This is a genomic window from Vibrio olivae (assembly GCF_042428525.1).
Taxonomy (GTDB): domain Bacteria; phylum Pseudomonadota; class Gammaproteobacteria; order Enterobacterales; family Vibrionaceae; genus Vibrio; species Vibrio olivae.
The window spans coordinates 1,534,828-1,550,863 of record NZ_JBHMEP010000001.1 but is presented as its reverse complement, the minus strand read 5'-3'; the positions used below and the strand labels follow the sequence as shown (position 1 = coordinate 1,550,863).

Sequence of the window (16,036 nt, the reverse complement as noted above, 5' to 3'; positions counted from 1 at the left end):
GGGTAGGAACAGAGATGAAATCAGCCAAACTCTACCGTTATCGATTACCGATGGATAGCGGAGTGATTCTTCGAGACACACGGCTCGAGGAACGTGTCGGTTACGTTGTTGAATTGACACAAGATGGCGATGTCGGCCGAGGTGAAATAGCGCCTTTACCGGGGTTTAGCCAAGAAAGCTTAGAGCAAGCGGGTATTCAGGCCCAAGAGATGGCAGAGCTTTGGGTACGAGGTGATGACTTAGATTTAGAGTCAATGCACCCTAGTGTGGCGTTTGGGTTGTCGATGGCGATGCTTGAGTTAGAACAAGGGCTGCCGCTTGATGGCAGCTATCGCAGTGCGCCATTGTGTTATGGTGATGCCGATGACTTAATACCGGTACTGAGTACGCTGTCAGGGGAGTGCGTCGCTAAGATTAAAGTGGGGCTTTACGAACCTATTCGTGACGGTATGTTAGTCAATGTGCTGCTTGAGGCGGTGCCTAAGTTGATGCTGCGCCTTGATGCGAATCGAGCATGGACGCTAGAAAAAGCGCAAAAATTTGCCAGTTACATCACGCCTTCACGTCGTCAACGTATTGCGTTTATCGAAGAACCGTGTAAAAGCCCAGGAGATAGCTTAAGTTTCGCTATTAATACCGGCATTGCGATCGCTTGGGATGAAACCCTGCAGGAAGCAGTACGTGATGAAGAGTTTAGCTTAGAAGATCTCACCGGCGTAAAAACGATTGTTATCAAACCGACGCTGATTGGTTCGGTACTGCGTTGTATCACTTTAATAAAACGTTCGCGTGATTTAGGCATTCAGCCCATCATTAGCTCTAGCCTTGAATCCAGCTTGGGCTTGAACCAACTCGCTCGCTTGTCGAAATGGTTATTGCCTAATGTCACTCCGGGGCTGGATACCGCGCAGCTGTTTCAGGCTCAGCTTGAGGTGCCGTGGCCTAATAGTCCACTCCCAGTTTGTGCGCTCAATGAACAAGAGTTACTTTGGCAATCTTAATGCAACCTCAGCAAAATCCTTTCGAATTTTGGGCATCACAACGTGGTGATGCCTGCGCATTAGTGACGCCCAATGAGCGCATCAGTTGGCAGCAGTTAGCTGGGCATGTAAGCAGTATTGCCAGTCAACTGGCAGAGCAAGGTGTCACAGCAGGCAGTGTGGTGACCTTAGTCGGGAAAGACTCACAGCAAATGCTGTGGTATTTACTTGGCGCTATGCATCTTGGCGCGATTACGGCGCTCACCTTGCCCCAATCTAAGTCACTACTAAAGGATAAACTCGACGCTTTGTATAAGCATGACCAGGCGCAGTGGCGCTGGTTAGATGCCAACGCAGAACGTGAGGCGCAGCTGTGTTCCACATTACAGCCATTGCTATGGACGGACTCATTACCTCACGTGACGTCTAATTATTGTCTTGATGCACTCGCCACGATCGTCTTTACGTCAGGCTCTACGGGGCGTCCGAAAGCGGTGGTGCACAGTCACGCTCAGCATTTTGCGTCCGCCAATGGTCTATTGCAAAAGTTTGCTTTTACCTGCGATGATACTTGGCTACTCAGTTTACCGATTTACCACGTCTCGGGTTTGTCGATCATTTATCGTTGGCTGGCGGTAGGGGGCTGCCTGAAATTAGCTTCAGGCGACTTACATCAAGATATTCAGGATGCGACGCACGCCTCTTTGGTTCCCACCCAGCTTCAGCGCTTACTGACAAGCTCAACCCCTCTCAAGTTAACCCATGTTTTGCTTGGTGGCGGGCATATACCAACAGAGCTGGCTGAGCGGGCGAATGCATTGGGCGTTCAAACTTGGATAGGGTACGGCATGACAGAGGCGGCCTCGACCATCAGTGCAAAAGCGGTGGATGGGCAAACGGGTGTTGGTGATGTGCTGCCAAATCGCCAAGTAAAGATTGAGGGTAATCATATCTTTGTCGGCGGTGATACGTTAGCCAGCGGCTACTATTTCCAAGGCACGCTCCGCTCACTTCGTTCAGACAGCGGTTGGTTTGCCAGCGGCGACCTCGGAAGATGGCAAGCAAATCAGCTGCATATTATTGGTCGCGCCGATAATCTGTTTATCTCCGGCGGCGAGAATATACATTGTGAGGAAGTCGAAGCTGCACTGGTTGGGTTTCCCAAGGTGTTGCAAGCTTTTGTTGTTCCTATTGTAAGTGAAGAGTTTGGCGCGCGCCCGGTTGCGATTCTTGATGTGCCATCATTGCCACAGAGAGATAAACTTGAAGCGTGGTTACATCATCATTTGGTAAAATTTAAATGGCCAGACCATTACTTTTTGATGCCAGAGGCTCTGAAGCAGAGTGGCATTAAGGTTTCTCGTCAGTCGCTTAAGCAGTGGCTTAACGAAACAACCGAGTTTGAAGTTATTTCTTAGTTCAAAAATGAATTTGTACCAATATAACTTGTATTCATAATAAGTGTATATATTAGCTTATTATGGGTATAAGAAATGAAATGGGCGATAGTCACTGCGATCGTATTACAACTCGTCTTAGCCAGTTTGACGCAAGGCTTACCGCGTTCTTTGGCTGAGCTAAGTGGGTTTGTGTTACTTCTAGCCATCGTACTTGAGCGCCAGTTTTCAGGTAAAACAGCCCGTTAATTTTAACGGCTCAACTGAGCATAATCCAAGCCAGTGAACTGAGCGATACACTGACCCATAGCCCCACTCCAAGCACTAGAGGCTTAACGCCCGCGCCCCGCATCTTTTCCACCGAAATACCACAGCCAATCAAAAACAAGCAGATGATCAACGCGCGTTTTGAAACGGAAAATATACTTTGATACAACGTTGAGAATTGTGGCCATTGATCACTTACGATGATCGCCAGCGCATAAAAAGCGATAAAGTATGGGAGCACCCATTTTTTTCCATGGCTTCGAAATAACACGGCACTGATCAGAGCCACTGGGATGATCCACAGGGCGCGTGTTAGCTTTAATGTCGTCGCTGTGGTTAGGGCTTGCTCGCCATAAGCTGATGCGGCGCCAACGACGGAAGAGGTATCGTGAATGGCGACTGCAGCCCAAGTGCCAAATTCAAGTTGAGACATGCCTAAAGCATGACCGATGACCGGGAATACAAACAGCGCGACAGAATTTAGAATAAACACCGTCGCTAAGGCCAGCCCCATTTGATCGTCCTTCGCATTGATGGCAGGAGCGACGGCTGCGATAGCGCTCCCTCCACAAATCGCCGTACCCGCAGAGATAAGGTAGCCCGTCCGTGATTCTAACTTAAGCCATTGGCTCATAAAGTAACCAAGAATCAGTGTGCCTGTGATAGAGATGAGAATTAAGCCAATGCTGTCAGTGGTAACCGTTAGAGCTTGCTGCAAGGGAACGCCAAAGCCTAGCCCAATGATTGAGTAACTAAGCAGTTTTTTGGTAATGGCGGCGACAGGAATACGCGCTGGTACTTGCTGGGTTACAGAGAGTAAAAAACCGATTAATAGTGCGGATGGCGAACTGGCGTAGGGCGTGAGGCAATAGGCTAACGCTAAGAGAAAAGGAATGAATTTAATATTATTCGCCATAAGTGACACTCGCATCAAAGAGGAAGTAAGTGTAACAATGTGGCGTTAATATAAAATCTGATAATTCTGAACTAGCGTTCAGATAAACTGAACGCTAGTGTTGTTCTACAACCAGTGACTTTATCGCCATTCACCACGCAAGGCCGCAACCTTGTGCTGCATGACGCTGGTGGTCGCCTGACTAGAATCGACTGGCTGACCGGCCTCGATTTCAACTTGTGAACGGCGAAGCCTTGGACAACCGCAACAAGCGGAGCCGTTTTTACGGCTAAAGTAGCTACCCCATAACCCTTTGATGGCGATTGGAATCACTGGTACTGGGCTGCGTTTAAGAATGATATCCATGCCGCGCATAAAGGGATGAACGTCGCCATCAGGCGTCAGTCGACCCTCTGGGAAAATACACACAATATGACCTTGATGGAGTGCTTCTTCGACTTGGGAAAACGCTCGGCGAATCGAACTTTGGCGCTTGGCCGAAATTGGAATAACGCCAGCACGTTTTAAGAAACGGCGAATCGGGGGATAATTGGCGTAATCCTCTTCCATCACGAAACGAATCAGACGCGGGCAAACGGCACTCAACATCAGCGCATCCATATAACTGACATGATTACACACCAGCAGCGCACCGCCTTTTTCTGGAAGGTGATGCAGGTTTTTGTGTTTTACCCGGTAGAGGGTATGAGTTAACACCCACACCAGCAAGCGAACGACAAACATTGGGACGCTAAAAAAGAGCAGAGCGGTGACCACCAAATTCAGCCCGGCAAGTAACAAGAAGAGCTGTGGAATAGATAACCCAATGACACTCAAGCAGAGAATGCCAAGTACCGCGCTCATCACCATAAACAGCGAGTTATAAATATTTAAAGCCGCCACGACTTGCGCGCGTTCGGTTTCTTTCGAGCGATACTGCATCAGCGCGTATAAAGGAACGATGAAAACGCCCCCAGATGCTCCGAGTAGCAATAAGTAGGCAAACACAGGCCACAATGTGCTGTCACTAATAAACTGAGCAAAACTTGTGTAACTGGGTACATGTTCGGGAACGGATGCTGCCATCAACCCACCGAATAAGGTTATACCAAGGCTTCCAAGCGGCACGACGCCGATTTCAATTCGGTGATTGGAAATTTTATCACAGGCCAAAGACCCGACGGCGACGCCAACGGAGAACAGGGCAAGCAAAAACGAAACCGCGCTTTCACTGCCATGCAGATACAATTTAGTAAAGTTTGGAAATTGGGTTAAATAGGTCGCACCAAGAAACCAAAACCAACTGATTGCCATCAATGACCAAAAGACTGCTCGGTCTGATTTTGCAATGCTCAAGGTTTGACGCGTTTGCGCGATAGGACGCCACTTAAAGTCAATGTCAGGTGCACTGGCTGGCGCTTTTGGGATCTGTCGGCTGGCGATATAACCAAGCAGCGCAAACAAAACCACCGCGCCTGCGGCAATATATTGTGCATAGTGCGCCGAAGCAATAACCCCAGCCCCAAGCGTCCCTAGCAGTATCGCGAGAAATGTGCCCGTCTCGACAAGTGCATTACCGGGAACCAGTTCCTTTTCTCCTAACTGTTGAGGGAGAAGGGCATACTTAACCGGGCCAAAAAAGGCGGATTGGGTTCCCATTAAAAATAGTAAGAGAAGCAAAATGACATAGCTTTCGGTTAAAAAGCCAATGGCACCAAGCAGCATAATTCCAATCTCTGCGAGCTTAACTTTTCGAATAAATCCGGATTTTTCGTATTTGTCTGCCAGTACACCTGCAGACGCTGAAAACAAAAAGAATGGCAGGATAAATAACCCAGCTGCAAGGTTGATAAACAGGTTACTGGACATCGACAATGCCTCTGCGCTTGCAAAGGCAACGAAAAGAAGTAAAACGTTTTTAAAAATATTGTCGTTAAAGGCACCAAGAAACTGAGTAATAAAATACGGCAGAAAGCGGCGCTGGGTAAGAAGAGAGGGTTTTGATTCCGCCATAATGCGTTACCAATGTCGCAGGTAGTTAGATAGCAAATTTTCGATTAGCTCTTTGCCATTAATTGGCTCAGCCGCAAAAAATTTATCATCAACGCTGAGTAGAGTAATTCCATGAACACCAGACCATAGCACGCGACTCGCTTTGAGTACTTCTTGCTCTGAGTGCGACGGACCGAGCATACGTAACAAGCCTTCCAACATATTGGTCATATTTTCAATGCGATTTGCTTGCCACTCAGGCAATTGATCACCATTCATATTGTGTTCAAAAATCAGTTGCCAACGGTAGGGGTGGTTTTTCGCGAAATCATGGTAACAATAAGCGAGTTCATATAAAGCAACGCTTGGGTCGGTTTGCTTTGAGGTGACTTTTTGGGCTTCCTTGGCTAATTCGTCGACAGTTTGTGCAACAACATGTAACAACAACAAGTTGTAATTCCCAAATACATTAACCAAAGTACTGGGGACGTAGCCAATCATATTTGCTACTTTACGCAGACTCAGTTCGTGGTAGGAGTGAGAATTCAAAAAAGTTTTTACCGTATTAAGTGTCAGAGCGATCAACTCTTCCCTTGTGTGATCGTTTCTTCTAGCCATGATCCCAAGTCATTAATGAACAATGTTCAATATAGTAAAGAGCAGCGGATGCAAGCGTCAACCAATTCGCTTTATTATTTGCAATATTCTGATACATCTATCTAAGAATCCCCGGTTTTATTCCATCAACTAACTGGCTATGATGTCGATGAACCTGCTCTATTCTGAAGGAATTACATGAAACGTCTTTTTTCTTTTGTCGCACTGCTTATGATTGCAGTGGTATCTGTCCCACATGCTGAAGCAAGAAAACTTGGTGGTGGGAAAAGCTTTGGTAAAGCGTTTAAAACCGCGCCTGCACCTAAGCAGTCTGCGCAAAATACCAGTACTTTAGGTAACAACAAAGCGGCTACAAATTCAACATCAGGGAAGAGAGGTCTGATGGGCGGTCTGCTTGGCGGCTTATTAGCAGGTGGTTTGTTGGCTGCGTTCTTTGGTGGCGCATTTGAAGGTATTCAGTTTATGGATATCCTTATCATCGGTTTGATCGCGTTCTTCATCTTCAGAATGATGCGAGGCACATTAGCGGCGAAGCAGGGCAGTATGAATCAGCAGCAGCCTGCTTTTGGTGGTGCGCAGCGTCAATATGAGCAGACAAATGTGCACAATTTTGAGCAACCTGCAGGTTCTGCAAGCACAGGCTTTGGCGCACAAACCGATGTTCCCCACAACTACCCACCAGGGTTTGATCAAGCGGCTTTTATCAATGGGTCTCGCGAACACTACCGAATTTTGCAGGGAGCGTGGAACTACAATCAGCTTGAGACACTAGAAGAATATATGTCGCCAAGTCTGTTTGAAGAACTGAAACAAGAGCGAGCAAAATTGGATGGTGAGCAGCACACTGACGTTATGTATGTGGACGCAGAAATTGTCCGTGCAGATTATGACGCGAATAAAGCGCAGTTAAGCTTGCAATTTACCGGGCGTTACGCTGATAAAGTCGAAGGTATTGAAGAAGATATCACCGATGTGTGGCATTTAGAGCGTGATTTAACCGTGCCAAATGCGCCATGGTTGATTGTTGGCATTCAAGGCTAATCGCGCAAGCCCTAACGTTTATAAAGCCTCGCTGATGCGAGGCTTTTTTGTGTTCCAGACTACCGATGGCGGTGTTCAACCGTTATGATGGAATGATAAATACATCATCAAAAGGAAGTAACGTGCCTGACTTTAAATATCAACAACTATCTCAACAGCAGCAGGACCAACTCGACGCAGCGGTATTTCGCCGTTTACTCGCGCATCTTGATGACAATAAGGATGTACAAAACATAGACTTAATGATCTTGGCGGGTTTCTGCCGAAATTGCTTCAGTAAGTGGTATCAAGCGGAAGCGGAGAGTCAAGGTCTCGGCCTCGACCTTGATGACGCACGAGAGCGCGTGTACGGGATGACTTACGACGAGTGGAAACAAAACCATCAGCCGCCAGCAACCCCTGAGCAGTTAGCGGCCTACGAAGCAAAACAAAACCGATAGTCACTGTCGCTGGCGAAAGACATTGGCATTGATGATTTCCAATATATCATCAATGCCAAAATAAAAATCATAACGCAATTTATATTTTAGTTAGTTTTATATTATATAATGTATATAAAAGTTTAATTAATTAATATTTCTTCCTTCCTCCTTTATTATTGTTTTATATTCTTTGCGTAGTTGATGTTCCTTATATTATGAATTAGATGTAAACGAATGTTCATTTTCCATTTTCTTCACATCTGAACGATATCTTTTTGAATGTTGGGATATAGTTGGACCAATACTTATATGTGTAGGTCTCTATAAGACAAAGCGTGTTGAGGGTTGTTAGGCCCTAAGGGGTATAGCCGATAGTGGTCATACTCATAAAGTCCTGCTTGGGGTTAATAATATATAGCCAAATTAAACTAGACGCTTGGATAAGATCAGGTTAACTATTGAATTTATATTAATGTATTTTATTTTTTGTTCGTTTTGAAAATTTATTCTTAATATCTGGAATGTCGTTCTAATTGGATTTGTCGTGTTTTAAATTTAATTTATAAATGCTGTGATGGTTAATTATTGTATTTTATTGGCCAGCATGTTTATGAATAAAAGAAATATAAAAGTCGATACGCTAAGAGGTTTGGCGTGTATATTATTAGTTGCGTTTCATGTCATTGGAAGTGATGCGAGTAATGGTTTGAGGGTCGACACCGGATGGTACCGAGAAATCAACGATACCTTTGCCTATATACGTATGCCTCTTTTTACTTTCATCTCTGGGGTTGTGTATGCATATCGCCCTTTCAATGGAGACTTTGGGCGCTTCTTAAGTGGCAAGTTTAAGCGCGTATTGGTTCCGATGCTGACACTGGGGACTCTGTTTGCCATTGTCCAATCTGCAACGCCTGGCACCAATGGCGGCGACTTTAACTGGAAGCTTTTGCATATTATTCCAGTGGCACACTTTTGGTTTGTTGAAGCGATTTTCATCATTTTTGCGATTGTCTCTGTATTGGAGTATCTGCGCTTGCTCTCTAAACCAGTGACTTTTTTTCTGGTATTCCTCGCGGCGGCAGCGGTATTTTTATCTCATGTCACGATCTCATATTTCTCCTTACAAGGCGTCGCTTATCTCATGCCGTATTTTTTAACTGGCCTTGCGGTGCAGCGTTTTGGGATTCTCAGTAAAATTCCACCACTGATGGGTGGTGCAATGGCTCTGGCTGTTGTGTTGTATTTAGTCTCAATCATGCTCGGTTACTTTGAGCTTGAAGGCCGATTGTCGTTGCAGGCTCTTATCTGTGGCATGGTGTTTTGTGTGGGCGCGCTGACTTTAGGTGCTGAAAATACGGCGCTGGCGAGAATTGGTTATTTCTCCTTTACTATTTATCTACTGCACGTGTTCTTTACGTCTGCCGTTCGAATTCTGATGCATAAGTTGGGAATCTATAATCTTGATTTGGTGTTTTTGCTGGCCCTATTCGCAGGCGTGTTTGGACCAATTATTGCGGAATTAGTACTCGATGGGACGAACGTTACGCGCCAATACTTGCTCGGCAAACGTAAGGTCGAGCAACAACAGTTGTGGTTCAGTTCTCGGTTTTTGTCGAAATCCTAATTATCTACTCGATCTGAATGAGAGGCTTTAGCGGTGATAAGTCAATCAAAGGTTGGCGTATCATCGCTTTTTTATTGCCAAACAAACGTAAGTTAAATTCCGATTGAGTGATCAAGGTGTGGATATCGATTAATCGAGTGAGCGCATAAAAGCGACTAACGTATTGTTGTGACTCGAGCGGCAGAGGTAAGCGTGCAAACTGGCGAGTGTTACTTTGGCCGATGGCACGCATCACTCGACCTTCTCCCGCGTTATAAGCGGCGAGAGTCAGAGATAAATCTTGGTCGAACTTACGATACAAGAAACGTAAATAGCTTAAAGCGGCTTTTGTACTGAGTTCTGGGTCGAGACGTTGGTCGTGGGTTGGGGTCACCTTTAGACCAAAGCGTTTGGCGGTCGCTGGCATTAATTGCCATAAGCCAGCGGCTTGCGCATGAGATACTGCATTCCTATTAAGGGAGGATTCGAGCATCGGCAGCAGCAGTAACTCTTGGGGCAAAGATTGCGCTTTTAGCTGGTGTGAGACGCGGGTTAAAAAGGGCGAGTACTGGCGCAACCGCTGAGTAATTTGCGTGTGGTAAGGCAGGAATCGCTGATAGGCACGTTCTATATCTGGTGACGAAGGGAAGTTTGCCGCGTGTGCCCAAGGAGAGAGCAGAGTCATGACGACCCAAAACCATTTCACCGCGGCGTTAGGCTTAATTACCAAATATTGTGCTCTTGATAAGTATGCTGCTCGGGCTGAAAGATCGGCTTTATCAGTTCGTGAAATGACGCCGAACTTTGGCCATTTTCATAGTTAAGTTGCTGACAGCGCTTGACCAAGCTTTGTAATTTCGCCCATTGCTTGAGAATACCCGGCTTAATAGGGGCGGGCAGTGCGTGCAGCAAGCGGTTAGCACCTTGCTCGTTGGCTGGTAAATGCAGTTGCTTCATGCATTGAGTGCGAGTATTCGCCGATTGGCCTAAAGCATCAAGAATAGGGTTAACTTGGCGAAGGTTAGTATCCAACGCTTCGCCATTAAATTGCAGGTATAAAGGTTTTTGAGCTTCAAGCAATTGTGCGAGCTGCTGATAGCGCTCGATATCTGCTCTGATCGTTCCGACAAACTGCTGCGCAAGACGTGTTTTACTTGAGTTCATGGTCGTCTCCATTACCTTTGTACCAATTGGAATTATGATTCGTGACCAGTGTGAAATTGCATGATGGCGTGAGATAACGCCTTAGTGTCTAACTTGAGTTCACCTTTCACCAACGCATCTTTCACTTTTTCAACTTTCGCCATATCCACATCGGGGAGCGAGGCCATTGCGGCTTGCGCGCGATCGATCGCTGCAGTATTTACATTCATCGCCGATTGCGGAGCTGACTTCGCTTCTGGCGTACTTTGTACGTTTGATCGCGACTGGTTGAAACTGGTTTGAGGGACGTGACCGCCCGAAACTTTGTCAATTTTCATGTGTCGTCTTACTTAATTTAGCCATTGTTACCATTAATAAACGACTTAGGTATTAACAATATTAAATGGGATCGAGGATTTTGATGCGAAAGTTGTTTATTTTTATTAATACACGACTCAAGCATCGAATGACGACCCATAAAAATCAAAAATGATACCTTCAGTCAAATTTTTAATTTTGACATCAGAACTGGGTATGGACTTCATTGATACCTGTGACCACAGCACGGATGACCTTTTGTGAACGGCTATTTTGCACGTCGATTTGGTCGCCTTCTCGTCCTTCTTCCAATGCAACGCCTTTGGTACTTGCCTGAAATCCATCTTGCGCAGCAATAATCACCACTTCATTGCCTTTTTCCACCCATGCTGGGGCGACGATAAAGCGTGGGCTTAGAATTTGCCCAGTACGAACTTGGCGATGGGCTTCTTTACCTGCGGCTTGTTCAAGATGAGTAAACACCGATGTTTCTCGAGTCAAAGTCTGAGTTTTAAGCTGTAACGAATTGATATTAACCGTCTCTCCGCGGCGAATCACACTTTTGGCAACCACCACCGGCATGGTAATCGCGGCTTTGATCGTCACATTAATTTTCCACGAGGAAGGCGATTGCTCGCAACTGACTAGGCGCTTGAGGCGGCCGACCGGCATGCTCTGATTATCTCTGCCTGTCACTTGCAGTGGTACTGTGCATTTGGGGAGGTGCTTAGCGGCGCCCGGTATCCAAAAATCAAACTCAGTACGATAGCGCGGCCAGTCGCGAAACTCCGCCATTTCAGTCACTTCTTGGTTTAATGACTCACGTACAGCTTGTTCGATGGCGCTTTCTGTCATGTGAGGCTGAGCGTATACCTGCCATGTCATCAAACTCAAACCCGTGGCAAGCCCCCAGCTTAACCATGTGGAAATTGGCGCTTTCCTCTTCACATTTTTTGCTTCCGTAATGCGGAAGTTTGGTTTCCCTGTTTGTTTGTAAAACATTGAATATAAAGCCTTTTATTTATGGCATGTATCTTGTTTGTCTTGTTTAGTCTTGACGCCGAATGATAAAGGAACAACCGAATGGCGATTAATTTTGAAAATGCGTTGGGTGTCCACCCCGAAGCTCTAAACTTTCGTGTTCAGCGTACCAAAGTCTTAGCCGGTAACCTAGCGAATGTGGATACTCCGGGATACTTAGCCAAAGATTTGAGCTTTGACACTGTGATGAACCAAATGGCGACTCATGGCGTGAATCCACCGGTACCCAAGCTTGATGTGTCAGCCAAATACTCGGTTCCTTATCAAAACAGCAAGACCGGAAACACCGTGGAATTGGGCGTTGAACAAGCTAAGTTCACTCAAAACAACATGGACTTTCAAACTAGCCTGACATTTCTCAATATGAAATTCAACGGCTTATCTAAAGCGATTGAAGGACGTTAATCATGCCTTTTACTGACATATATTCGACCGCCGGATCCGCGATGACCGCGCAAACTGTCCGCTTAAATACCGTGGCCAGTAACTTGGCGAACGCCGACTCTGTTGCCGCCAATCCGGACGATGCCTATCGCGCACTCAAGCCTGTATTCGCGACGGTGTATAACAAAACCAAACTTGCCGCTGGCGACAACTTGTACCCGGGTGCGGAAGTTCGAGTGCTTGACGTGGTGCAATCTAAGGGCCCTGCGGAAAAGCGCTTTGAACCTGGAAATCCGCTAGCAGATAACGATGGCTACGTTTACTACCCAGACATTGACGTGGTGGCAGAAATGGCGGACATGATGTCTGCCACGCGCAGTTTTGAAACTAACGCAGAAGTGCTATCAAACGTGAAAAGCATGCAGCAAGGCCTGCTTCGATTAGGCCAAGGAAGTTAACCATGATTGACCAACTTAGTCCGTCAATGACGGATGCGACCGCAGCCAACACCCAAGCCGCGCAACAGCAAGTAAAAGCGAACGGTGCCGACGATAAGAACAGCAAAGAGTCGATGAAGAACGAATTCATCAGCTTGATGGTCGCTCAGATTCAAAATCAAGACCCACTGAACCCGATGGACGGTACTCAATACGTCAGCCAACTTGCTCAGTTCTCTCAAGTTGAAAGCATGGAAAACATGGCGTCGATGATGCAAAACAGCAATGTTCGCCTCGATAACATGCAAGTGCTTTCTACTGCTGGCTTGGTGGGGCAAACCGTTTATGTCAACAGTAATGAATTCGAGCTTGGCTCTGACCCTCAAAAGGGCAAAGTCGAGCTGGAACAAGATGCCAGTCAACTTAATTTGCTGGTCACGGACCAATTCGGTCAAACCAGCAAAGTCGCGCTCGGCCCAAATAAGGCCGGCGACGTCGCGTTCAGTATTGACCCTCAAAAACTGGGTCTAAGCCCAGGTCAGTATCAGGTCAGTGTTGAAGTGGCAGAAAATCAGCCACAACCGGCCATTATGCTGGCTGGCAAGGTTGATCAAGTTCAAGTGCCAAGCAGCGGCACCAACGCAGGATCAACTTTGGTCAATATTCAAGGTGTAGGAAGCGTTCCTTTCTACAACATCGCCCAATTCGGTGCTTAATCGTTAAGGAAATCAGAGGTTAATTATGAGTTTTAACATTGCTCTCAGTGGATTGGACGCAACCAACACTGAATTAAATACCATCAGTCACAACATTGCGAACTCGGCAACCACAGGTTATCGCGGTGCGCGTACCGAATTCTCCGCGGTGTATAACGGCTTTCAACCCGGTGGTGTGGAAGTGTCTGGTATTACACAAAACTTTGACAAGACAGGGTCCATTACCGGAACCGGGCGTTCGTTGGATGTTGCGATTAACGGCAAAGGCTTCTTTGTTACCAAAAGCAGCTCTGGTGAAGTGTTGTATTCACGTTCTGGCGCGCTTAACAAAGATAAAGATAATTTCATTGTTAATGATACTGGCGCGCGTATGCAAGGTTACAACGTCGATGGTGACAATACTTTGCAAACAGGGGCCGTCACTGATTTGCGTTTGAATACCGGGTCTTTGGCGGCGAGGGCGACAGACCGTATCGGTTTTGTGGCTAACTTTGATGCCAGCGCTAATGAAGTCAATCAGCTAGCAAACCCGTTTGACCCCAATGACCCAAATTCCTTTAACTCTTCTTATACCTCGCAAGTGTATGACTCGCTCGGTAATACCCACACAGTGACCCAGTATTTTACCAAGACGGCTCCCAATACGTGGGAAGTCAATGTTCAAGTGGATGGCTCGGTGGATCCAGTCGCGACTCAAGAAGTGGAATTCAATGAAGATGGTACGTTAGCCGCACCACAAGGCGCGTATGCAATCAGCTTTCCTGCTGCGGGTGCTGAAGACATGAATATTGATATCAGCATTGATGGTAGTACTCAGTTTGGCGCTGAATTTGGTGTCAGTACCAACAACCCAAATGGTTATACCGCAGGTGATTTGGCCGGTATTCGTATCGAAGGTAACGGCATGCTCTACGCCACTTACACCAATGGTGAATCCCAGCTTCAGGGTCAGGTCGTGTTAGCAAACTTTGCCAACCCTCAAGGTCTTGGCAAAGTCAGCGGCACCGCTTGGACTCAGAGCTACTCGTCGGGGGCACCGATTGTTGGCGCGCCGAGCACGGGGACATTGGGTGATTTAACTCCTGGTGCACTTGAAAGCTCAAACGTTGATTTGACCAGCGAGTTGGTCAGTCTAATGACCACGCAGCGTAACTATCAAGCCAACGCCAAGTCAATCTCGACCGAAGACAAGCTGACTCAAGCTTTGTTTAACGCGATTTAACGAGTTGAGTTATGGATAGCTTTTTATACACAGCAACCTCTGGAGCCAGTCGCGTACTTAAAGCGCAGCAAGTGCACTCAAACAACTTATCAAATGCGGATACCGCCGGTTTTCGCGCTGATATGGAAAGGCTAAACAGTGTGCCATTGCAAGGGGCTGGATTTGACGGACGCACCATGGTTGTCACCAACTCGGCAGCCACTCGCTACGATTCTGGGGACATTACGAAAACGGGGCGTCCACTGGATGTGGCGATTCTTGGCGAAGGTTTCTTCGCCGTAGAAACACCCAATGGGGAAGAGGCATATACCCGCGCAGGGAATATCGCGGTTGATGTTAACGGCGCGTTGAGCATTAACGGTTTTGCGCTGATTGGTGAAAACGGCCCTATGGTGCTTCCGGAATATCAGAAAGTGGAAGTCAGCGAGCGTGGGGTTATCTCCATCACGCCTCCGGGCGGCGGGGCCGAAGTGCAAGTTGGTGCGATGAAACTGGTTCGCCCTGAACCCAATGAGTTGCAAAAGCAGAGTGACAGTTTGTTGCACACAGTCAATGGTGGCGTGCTAGATGCTGACGAAACGGTGCAGATTGCGTCTGAACACGTTGAAGGCAGTAACGTGTCAGCCATTGATGAACTGCTCAATGTGATGTCGTTGACACGCAACTTTGAAATGCAAGTCCGGATGATGAAGGCCGCAGAAACGTTGGCGCAAGCCGGTAACAAAATGATGAGCGCGAGATAAGCGACCGCTTACTAAAGGAGTAACACATGCACTCAGCACTTTGGGTCAGTAAAACGGGGATGGCCGCTCAAGATTCAAAAATGACGGCAATCTCAAATAACTTAGCAAACGTGAATACGGTCGGCTTTAAGCGTGACCGAGTCATGTTTGAAGACTTGTTCTACAGCATTCAGCGCCAGCCAGGCGCGCAGGTCGATCAGGTCAATCAATTGCCATCCGGCGTTCAGCTGGGTAGTGGTGTGCGCGTGGTTGGCACAGAGAAAGTCTTCACGCAGGGCAACACACAAAATACCAGTCAAAATTTGGATCTCGCGGTAATGGGGCAAGGGTTTTTCCAAATCGAAAACTCCGATGGACAAATTATGTACAGCCGTAATGGCCAGTTTCAGGTCAACGCAGAAGGCTTGATGGTCAATGCGCAGGGCCTACCTTTACAACCGCAGATTCAAATCCCAGACGATGCACACTCTGTTTCCATTGGCAGCGACGGCACTGTCAGTATTACCACGGCAGACGACCCTGCGCCGCAGCAAATTGGTCAAATCACGTTGGCGCGCTTTATCAACCCAGCGGGCTTGGAAGCGCTTGGGGGTAACTTGTTCCGCGAGTCGGCGGCGAGTGGACCTGCCGACGAATTGATTGCGGGAACGGACGGCGCAGGCACCATTAAGCAAGGAACACTGGAAGGCTCCAACGTTCAAGTCGTTGAAGAGATGGTGGATATGATCACCACTCAGCGTGCTTATGAGATGAATGCGAAAGTCGTTTCAGCGGCAGATGACATGCTCAAGTTTGTCGCTCAGTCAATGTAAGG

At 47.1% G+C, this 16,036-nt stretch carries 19 protein-coding genes; 12 read left to right on the top strand and 7 right to left on the bottom strand.

Features of this window, described 5'->3' with window-relative positions:
• The first annotated feature begins 14 nt into the window (after positions 1–14).
• The 3 genes from menC (at position 15) to ACFFUV_RS07095 (ending at position 2,626) form a co-directional block, all read left to right on the top strand.
• Positions 15–1,001: an o-succinylbenzoate synthase gene (menC, locus tag ACFFUV_RS07105; protein ID WP_390190763.1), complete on the top strand. Its 987-nt coding sequence runs from the start codon at positions 15–17 to the stop codon at positions 999–1,001.
• The gene (gene menE, locus ACFFUV_RS07100; RefSeq protein WP_390190761.1) at positions 1,001–2,398 is read left to right on the top strand and encodes an o-succinylbenzoate--CoA ligase; all 1,398 of its coding nucleotides are present in this window, start codon (positions 1,001–1,003) and stop codon (positions 2,396–2,398) included. Before menC ends, menE begins: the two co-directional genes overlap by 1 nt.
• A 75-nt stretch (positions 2,399–2,473) precedes the next feature.
• Positions 2,474–2,626, top strand: coding sequence for a hypothetical protein (locus tag ACFFUV_RS07095; protein WP_390190760.1), 153 nt, complete (start codon positions 2,474–2,476; stop codon positions 2,624–2,626).
• Between the two features lie 10 nt (positions 2,627–2,636).
• On the opposite strand, the gene ACFFUV_RS07090 is transcribed toward ACFFUV_RS07095, so the two are convergent.
• The 3 genes from ACFFUV_RS07090 to ACFFUV_RS07080 all read right to left on the bottom strand — a co-directional run bounded on the left by ACFFUV_RS07090 (position 2,637) and on the right by ACFFUV_RS07080 (position 6,149).
• Positions 2,637–3,560, bottom strand: coding sequence for a YeiH family protein (locus ACFFUV_RS07090; RefSeq protein ID WP_390190759.1), 924 nt, complete (start codon positions 3,558–3,560; stop codon positions 2,637–2,639).
• A 120-nt stretch (positions 3,561–3,680) separates the two neighbouring features.
• A complete protein-coding gene (locus ACFFUV_RS07085; RefSeq protein ID WP_390190758.1) occupies positions 3,681–5,552 on the bottom strand; it encodes an MFS transporter in 1,872 nt (623 codons plus the stop codon).
• A 6-nt stretch (positions 5,553–5,558) separates the two neighbouring features.
• Positions 5,559–6,149, bottom strand: coding sequence for a TetR/AcrR family transcriptional regulator (locus ACFFUV_RS07080; RefSeq protein ID WP_390190757.1), 591 nt, complete (start codon positions 6,147–6,149; stop codon positions 5,559–5,561).
• Positions 6,150–6,326: 177 nt separating this feature from the next.
• Here ACFFUV_RS07080 and ACFFUV_RS07075 point away from each other — a divergent pair, with 177 nt between their 5' ends.
• The 3 genes from ACFFUV_RS07075 to ACFFUV_RS07065 all read left to right on the top strand — a co-directional run bounded on the left by ACFFUV_RS07075 (position 6,327) and on the right by ACFFUV_RS07065 (position 9,239).
• Entirely contained in the window at positions 6,327–7,190 is an 864-nt protein-coding gene (locus tag ACFFUV_RS07075) for a Tim44 domain-containing protein (RefSeq protein WP_390190756.1), read from the top strand.
• Positions 7,191–7,312: 122 nt separating this feature from the next.
• Positions 7,313–7,630, top strand: a complete 318-nt coding sequence (locus ACFFUV_RS07070) for a DUF1244 domain-containing protein (RefSeq protein ID WP_390190755.1) — start codon at positions 7,313–7,315, stop codon at positions 7,628–7,630.
• A gap of 592 nt (positions 7,631–8,222) precedes the next feature.
• Positions 8,223–9,239 carry an acyltransferase family protein gene (locus ACFFUV_RS07065; RefSeq protein ID WP_390190754.1) on the top strand — a complete coding sequence of 339 codons (1,017 nt, stop codon included), beginning with the start codon at positions 8,223–8,225 and terminating at the stop codon, positions 9,237–9,239.
• Positions 9,240–9,243: 4 nt separating this feature from the next.
• Here the strand turns inward: ACFFUV_RS07065 and ACFFUV_RS07060 are convergent, their stop codons facing one another.
• The 4 genes from ACFFUV_RS07060 to flgA form a co-directional block, all read right to left on the bottom strand.
• The gene (locus ACFFUV_RS07060) at positions 9,244–9,948 is read right to left on the bottom strand and encodes a lytic transglycosylase domain-containing protein (protein ID WP_390190753.1); all 705 of its coding nucleotides are present in this window, start codon (positions 9,946–9,948) and stop codon (positions 9,244–9,246) included.
• Positions 9,942–10,382 (bottom strand): flagellar export chaperone FlgN, encoded by a 441-nt coding sequence (flgN, locus tag ACFFUV_RS07055; RefSeq protein ID WP_390190752.1) that lies wholly within the window; start codon positions 10,380–10,382, stop codon positions 9,942–9,944. The genes ACFFUV_RS07060 and flgN overlap by 7 nt, the downstream gene beginning before the upstream one ends.
• Positions 10,383–10,414: 32 nt before the next feature.
• Complete coding sequence (flgM, locus tag ACFFUV_RS07050; protein WP_390190751.1) at positions 10,415–10,699, bottom strand: flagellar biosynthesis anti-sigma factor FlgM; 285 nt, start codon at positions 10,697–10,699, stop codon at positions 10,415–10,417.
• Between the two features lie 184 nt (positions 10,700–10,883).
• On the bottom strand, positions 10,884–11,681 hold the full coding sequence (gene flgA / locus ACFFUV_RS07045; RefSeq protein WP_390190750.1) for a flagellar basal body P-ring formation chaperone FlgA: 798 nt from the start codon (positions 11,679–11,681) through the stop codon (positions 10,884–10,886).
• Positions 11,682–11,762: 81 nt separating this feature from the next.
• Here flgA and flgB point away from each other — a divergent pair, with 81 nt between their 5' ends.
• The 6 genes from flgB to flgG are packed head-to-tail and all read left to right on the top strand — an operon-like array spanning position 11,763 to position 16,034.
• On the top strand, positions 11,763–12,125 hold the full coding sequence (flgB, locus tag ACFFUV_RS07040; protein ID WP_390190749.1) for a flagellar basal body rod protein FlgB: 363 nt from the start codon (positions 11,763–11,765) through the stop codon (positions 12,123–12,125).
• A gap of 2 nt (positions 12,126–12,127) precedes the next feature.
• The gene (gene flgC / locus ACFFUV_RS07035) at positions 12,128–12,562 is read left to right on the top strand and encodes a flagellar basal body rod protein FlgC (protein WP_390190748.1); all 435 of its coding nucleotides are present in this window, start codon (positions 12,128–12,130) and stop codon (positions 12,560–12,562) included.
• Positions 12,563–12,564: 2 nt separating this feature from the next.
• Positions 12,565–13,257: a flagellar hook assembly protein FlgD gene (gene flgD, locus ACFFUV_RS07030; RefSeq protein WP_390190747.1), complete on the top strand. Its 693-nt coding sequence runs from the start codon at positions 12,565–12,567 to the stop codon at positions 13,255–13,257.
• Positions 13,258–13,282: 25 nt separating this feature from the next.
• Positions 13,283–14,479: a flagellar hook protein FlgE gene (gene flgE, locus ACFFUV_RS07025; protein ID WP_390190746.1), complete on the top strand. Its 1,197-nt coding sequence runs from the start codon at positions 13,283–13,285 to the stop codon at positions 14,477–14,479.
• A gap of 11 nt (positions 14,480–14,490) precedes the next feature.
• Positions 14,491–15,222 carry a flagellar basal-body rod protein FlgF gene (gene flgF / locus ACFFUV_RS07020; protein ID WP_390190745.1) on the top strand — a complete coding sequence of 244 codons (732 nt, stop codon included), beginning with the start codon at positions 14,491–14,493 and terminating at the stop codon, positions 15,220–15,222.
• A gap of 26 nt (positions 15,223–15,248) precedes the next feature.
• Positions 15,249–16,034 carry a flagellar basal-body rod protein FlgG gene (gene flgG, locus ACFFUV_RS07015; RefSeq protein ID WP_390190744.1) on the top strand — a complete coding sequence of 262 codons (786 nt, stop codon included), beginning with the start codon at positions 15,249–15,251 and terminating at the stop codon, positions 16,032–16,034.
• Positions 16,035–16,036 lie beyond the last annotated feature (2 nt).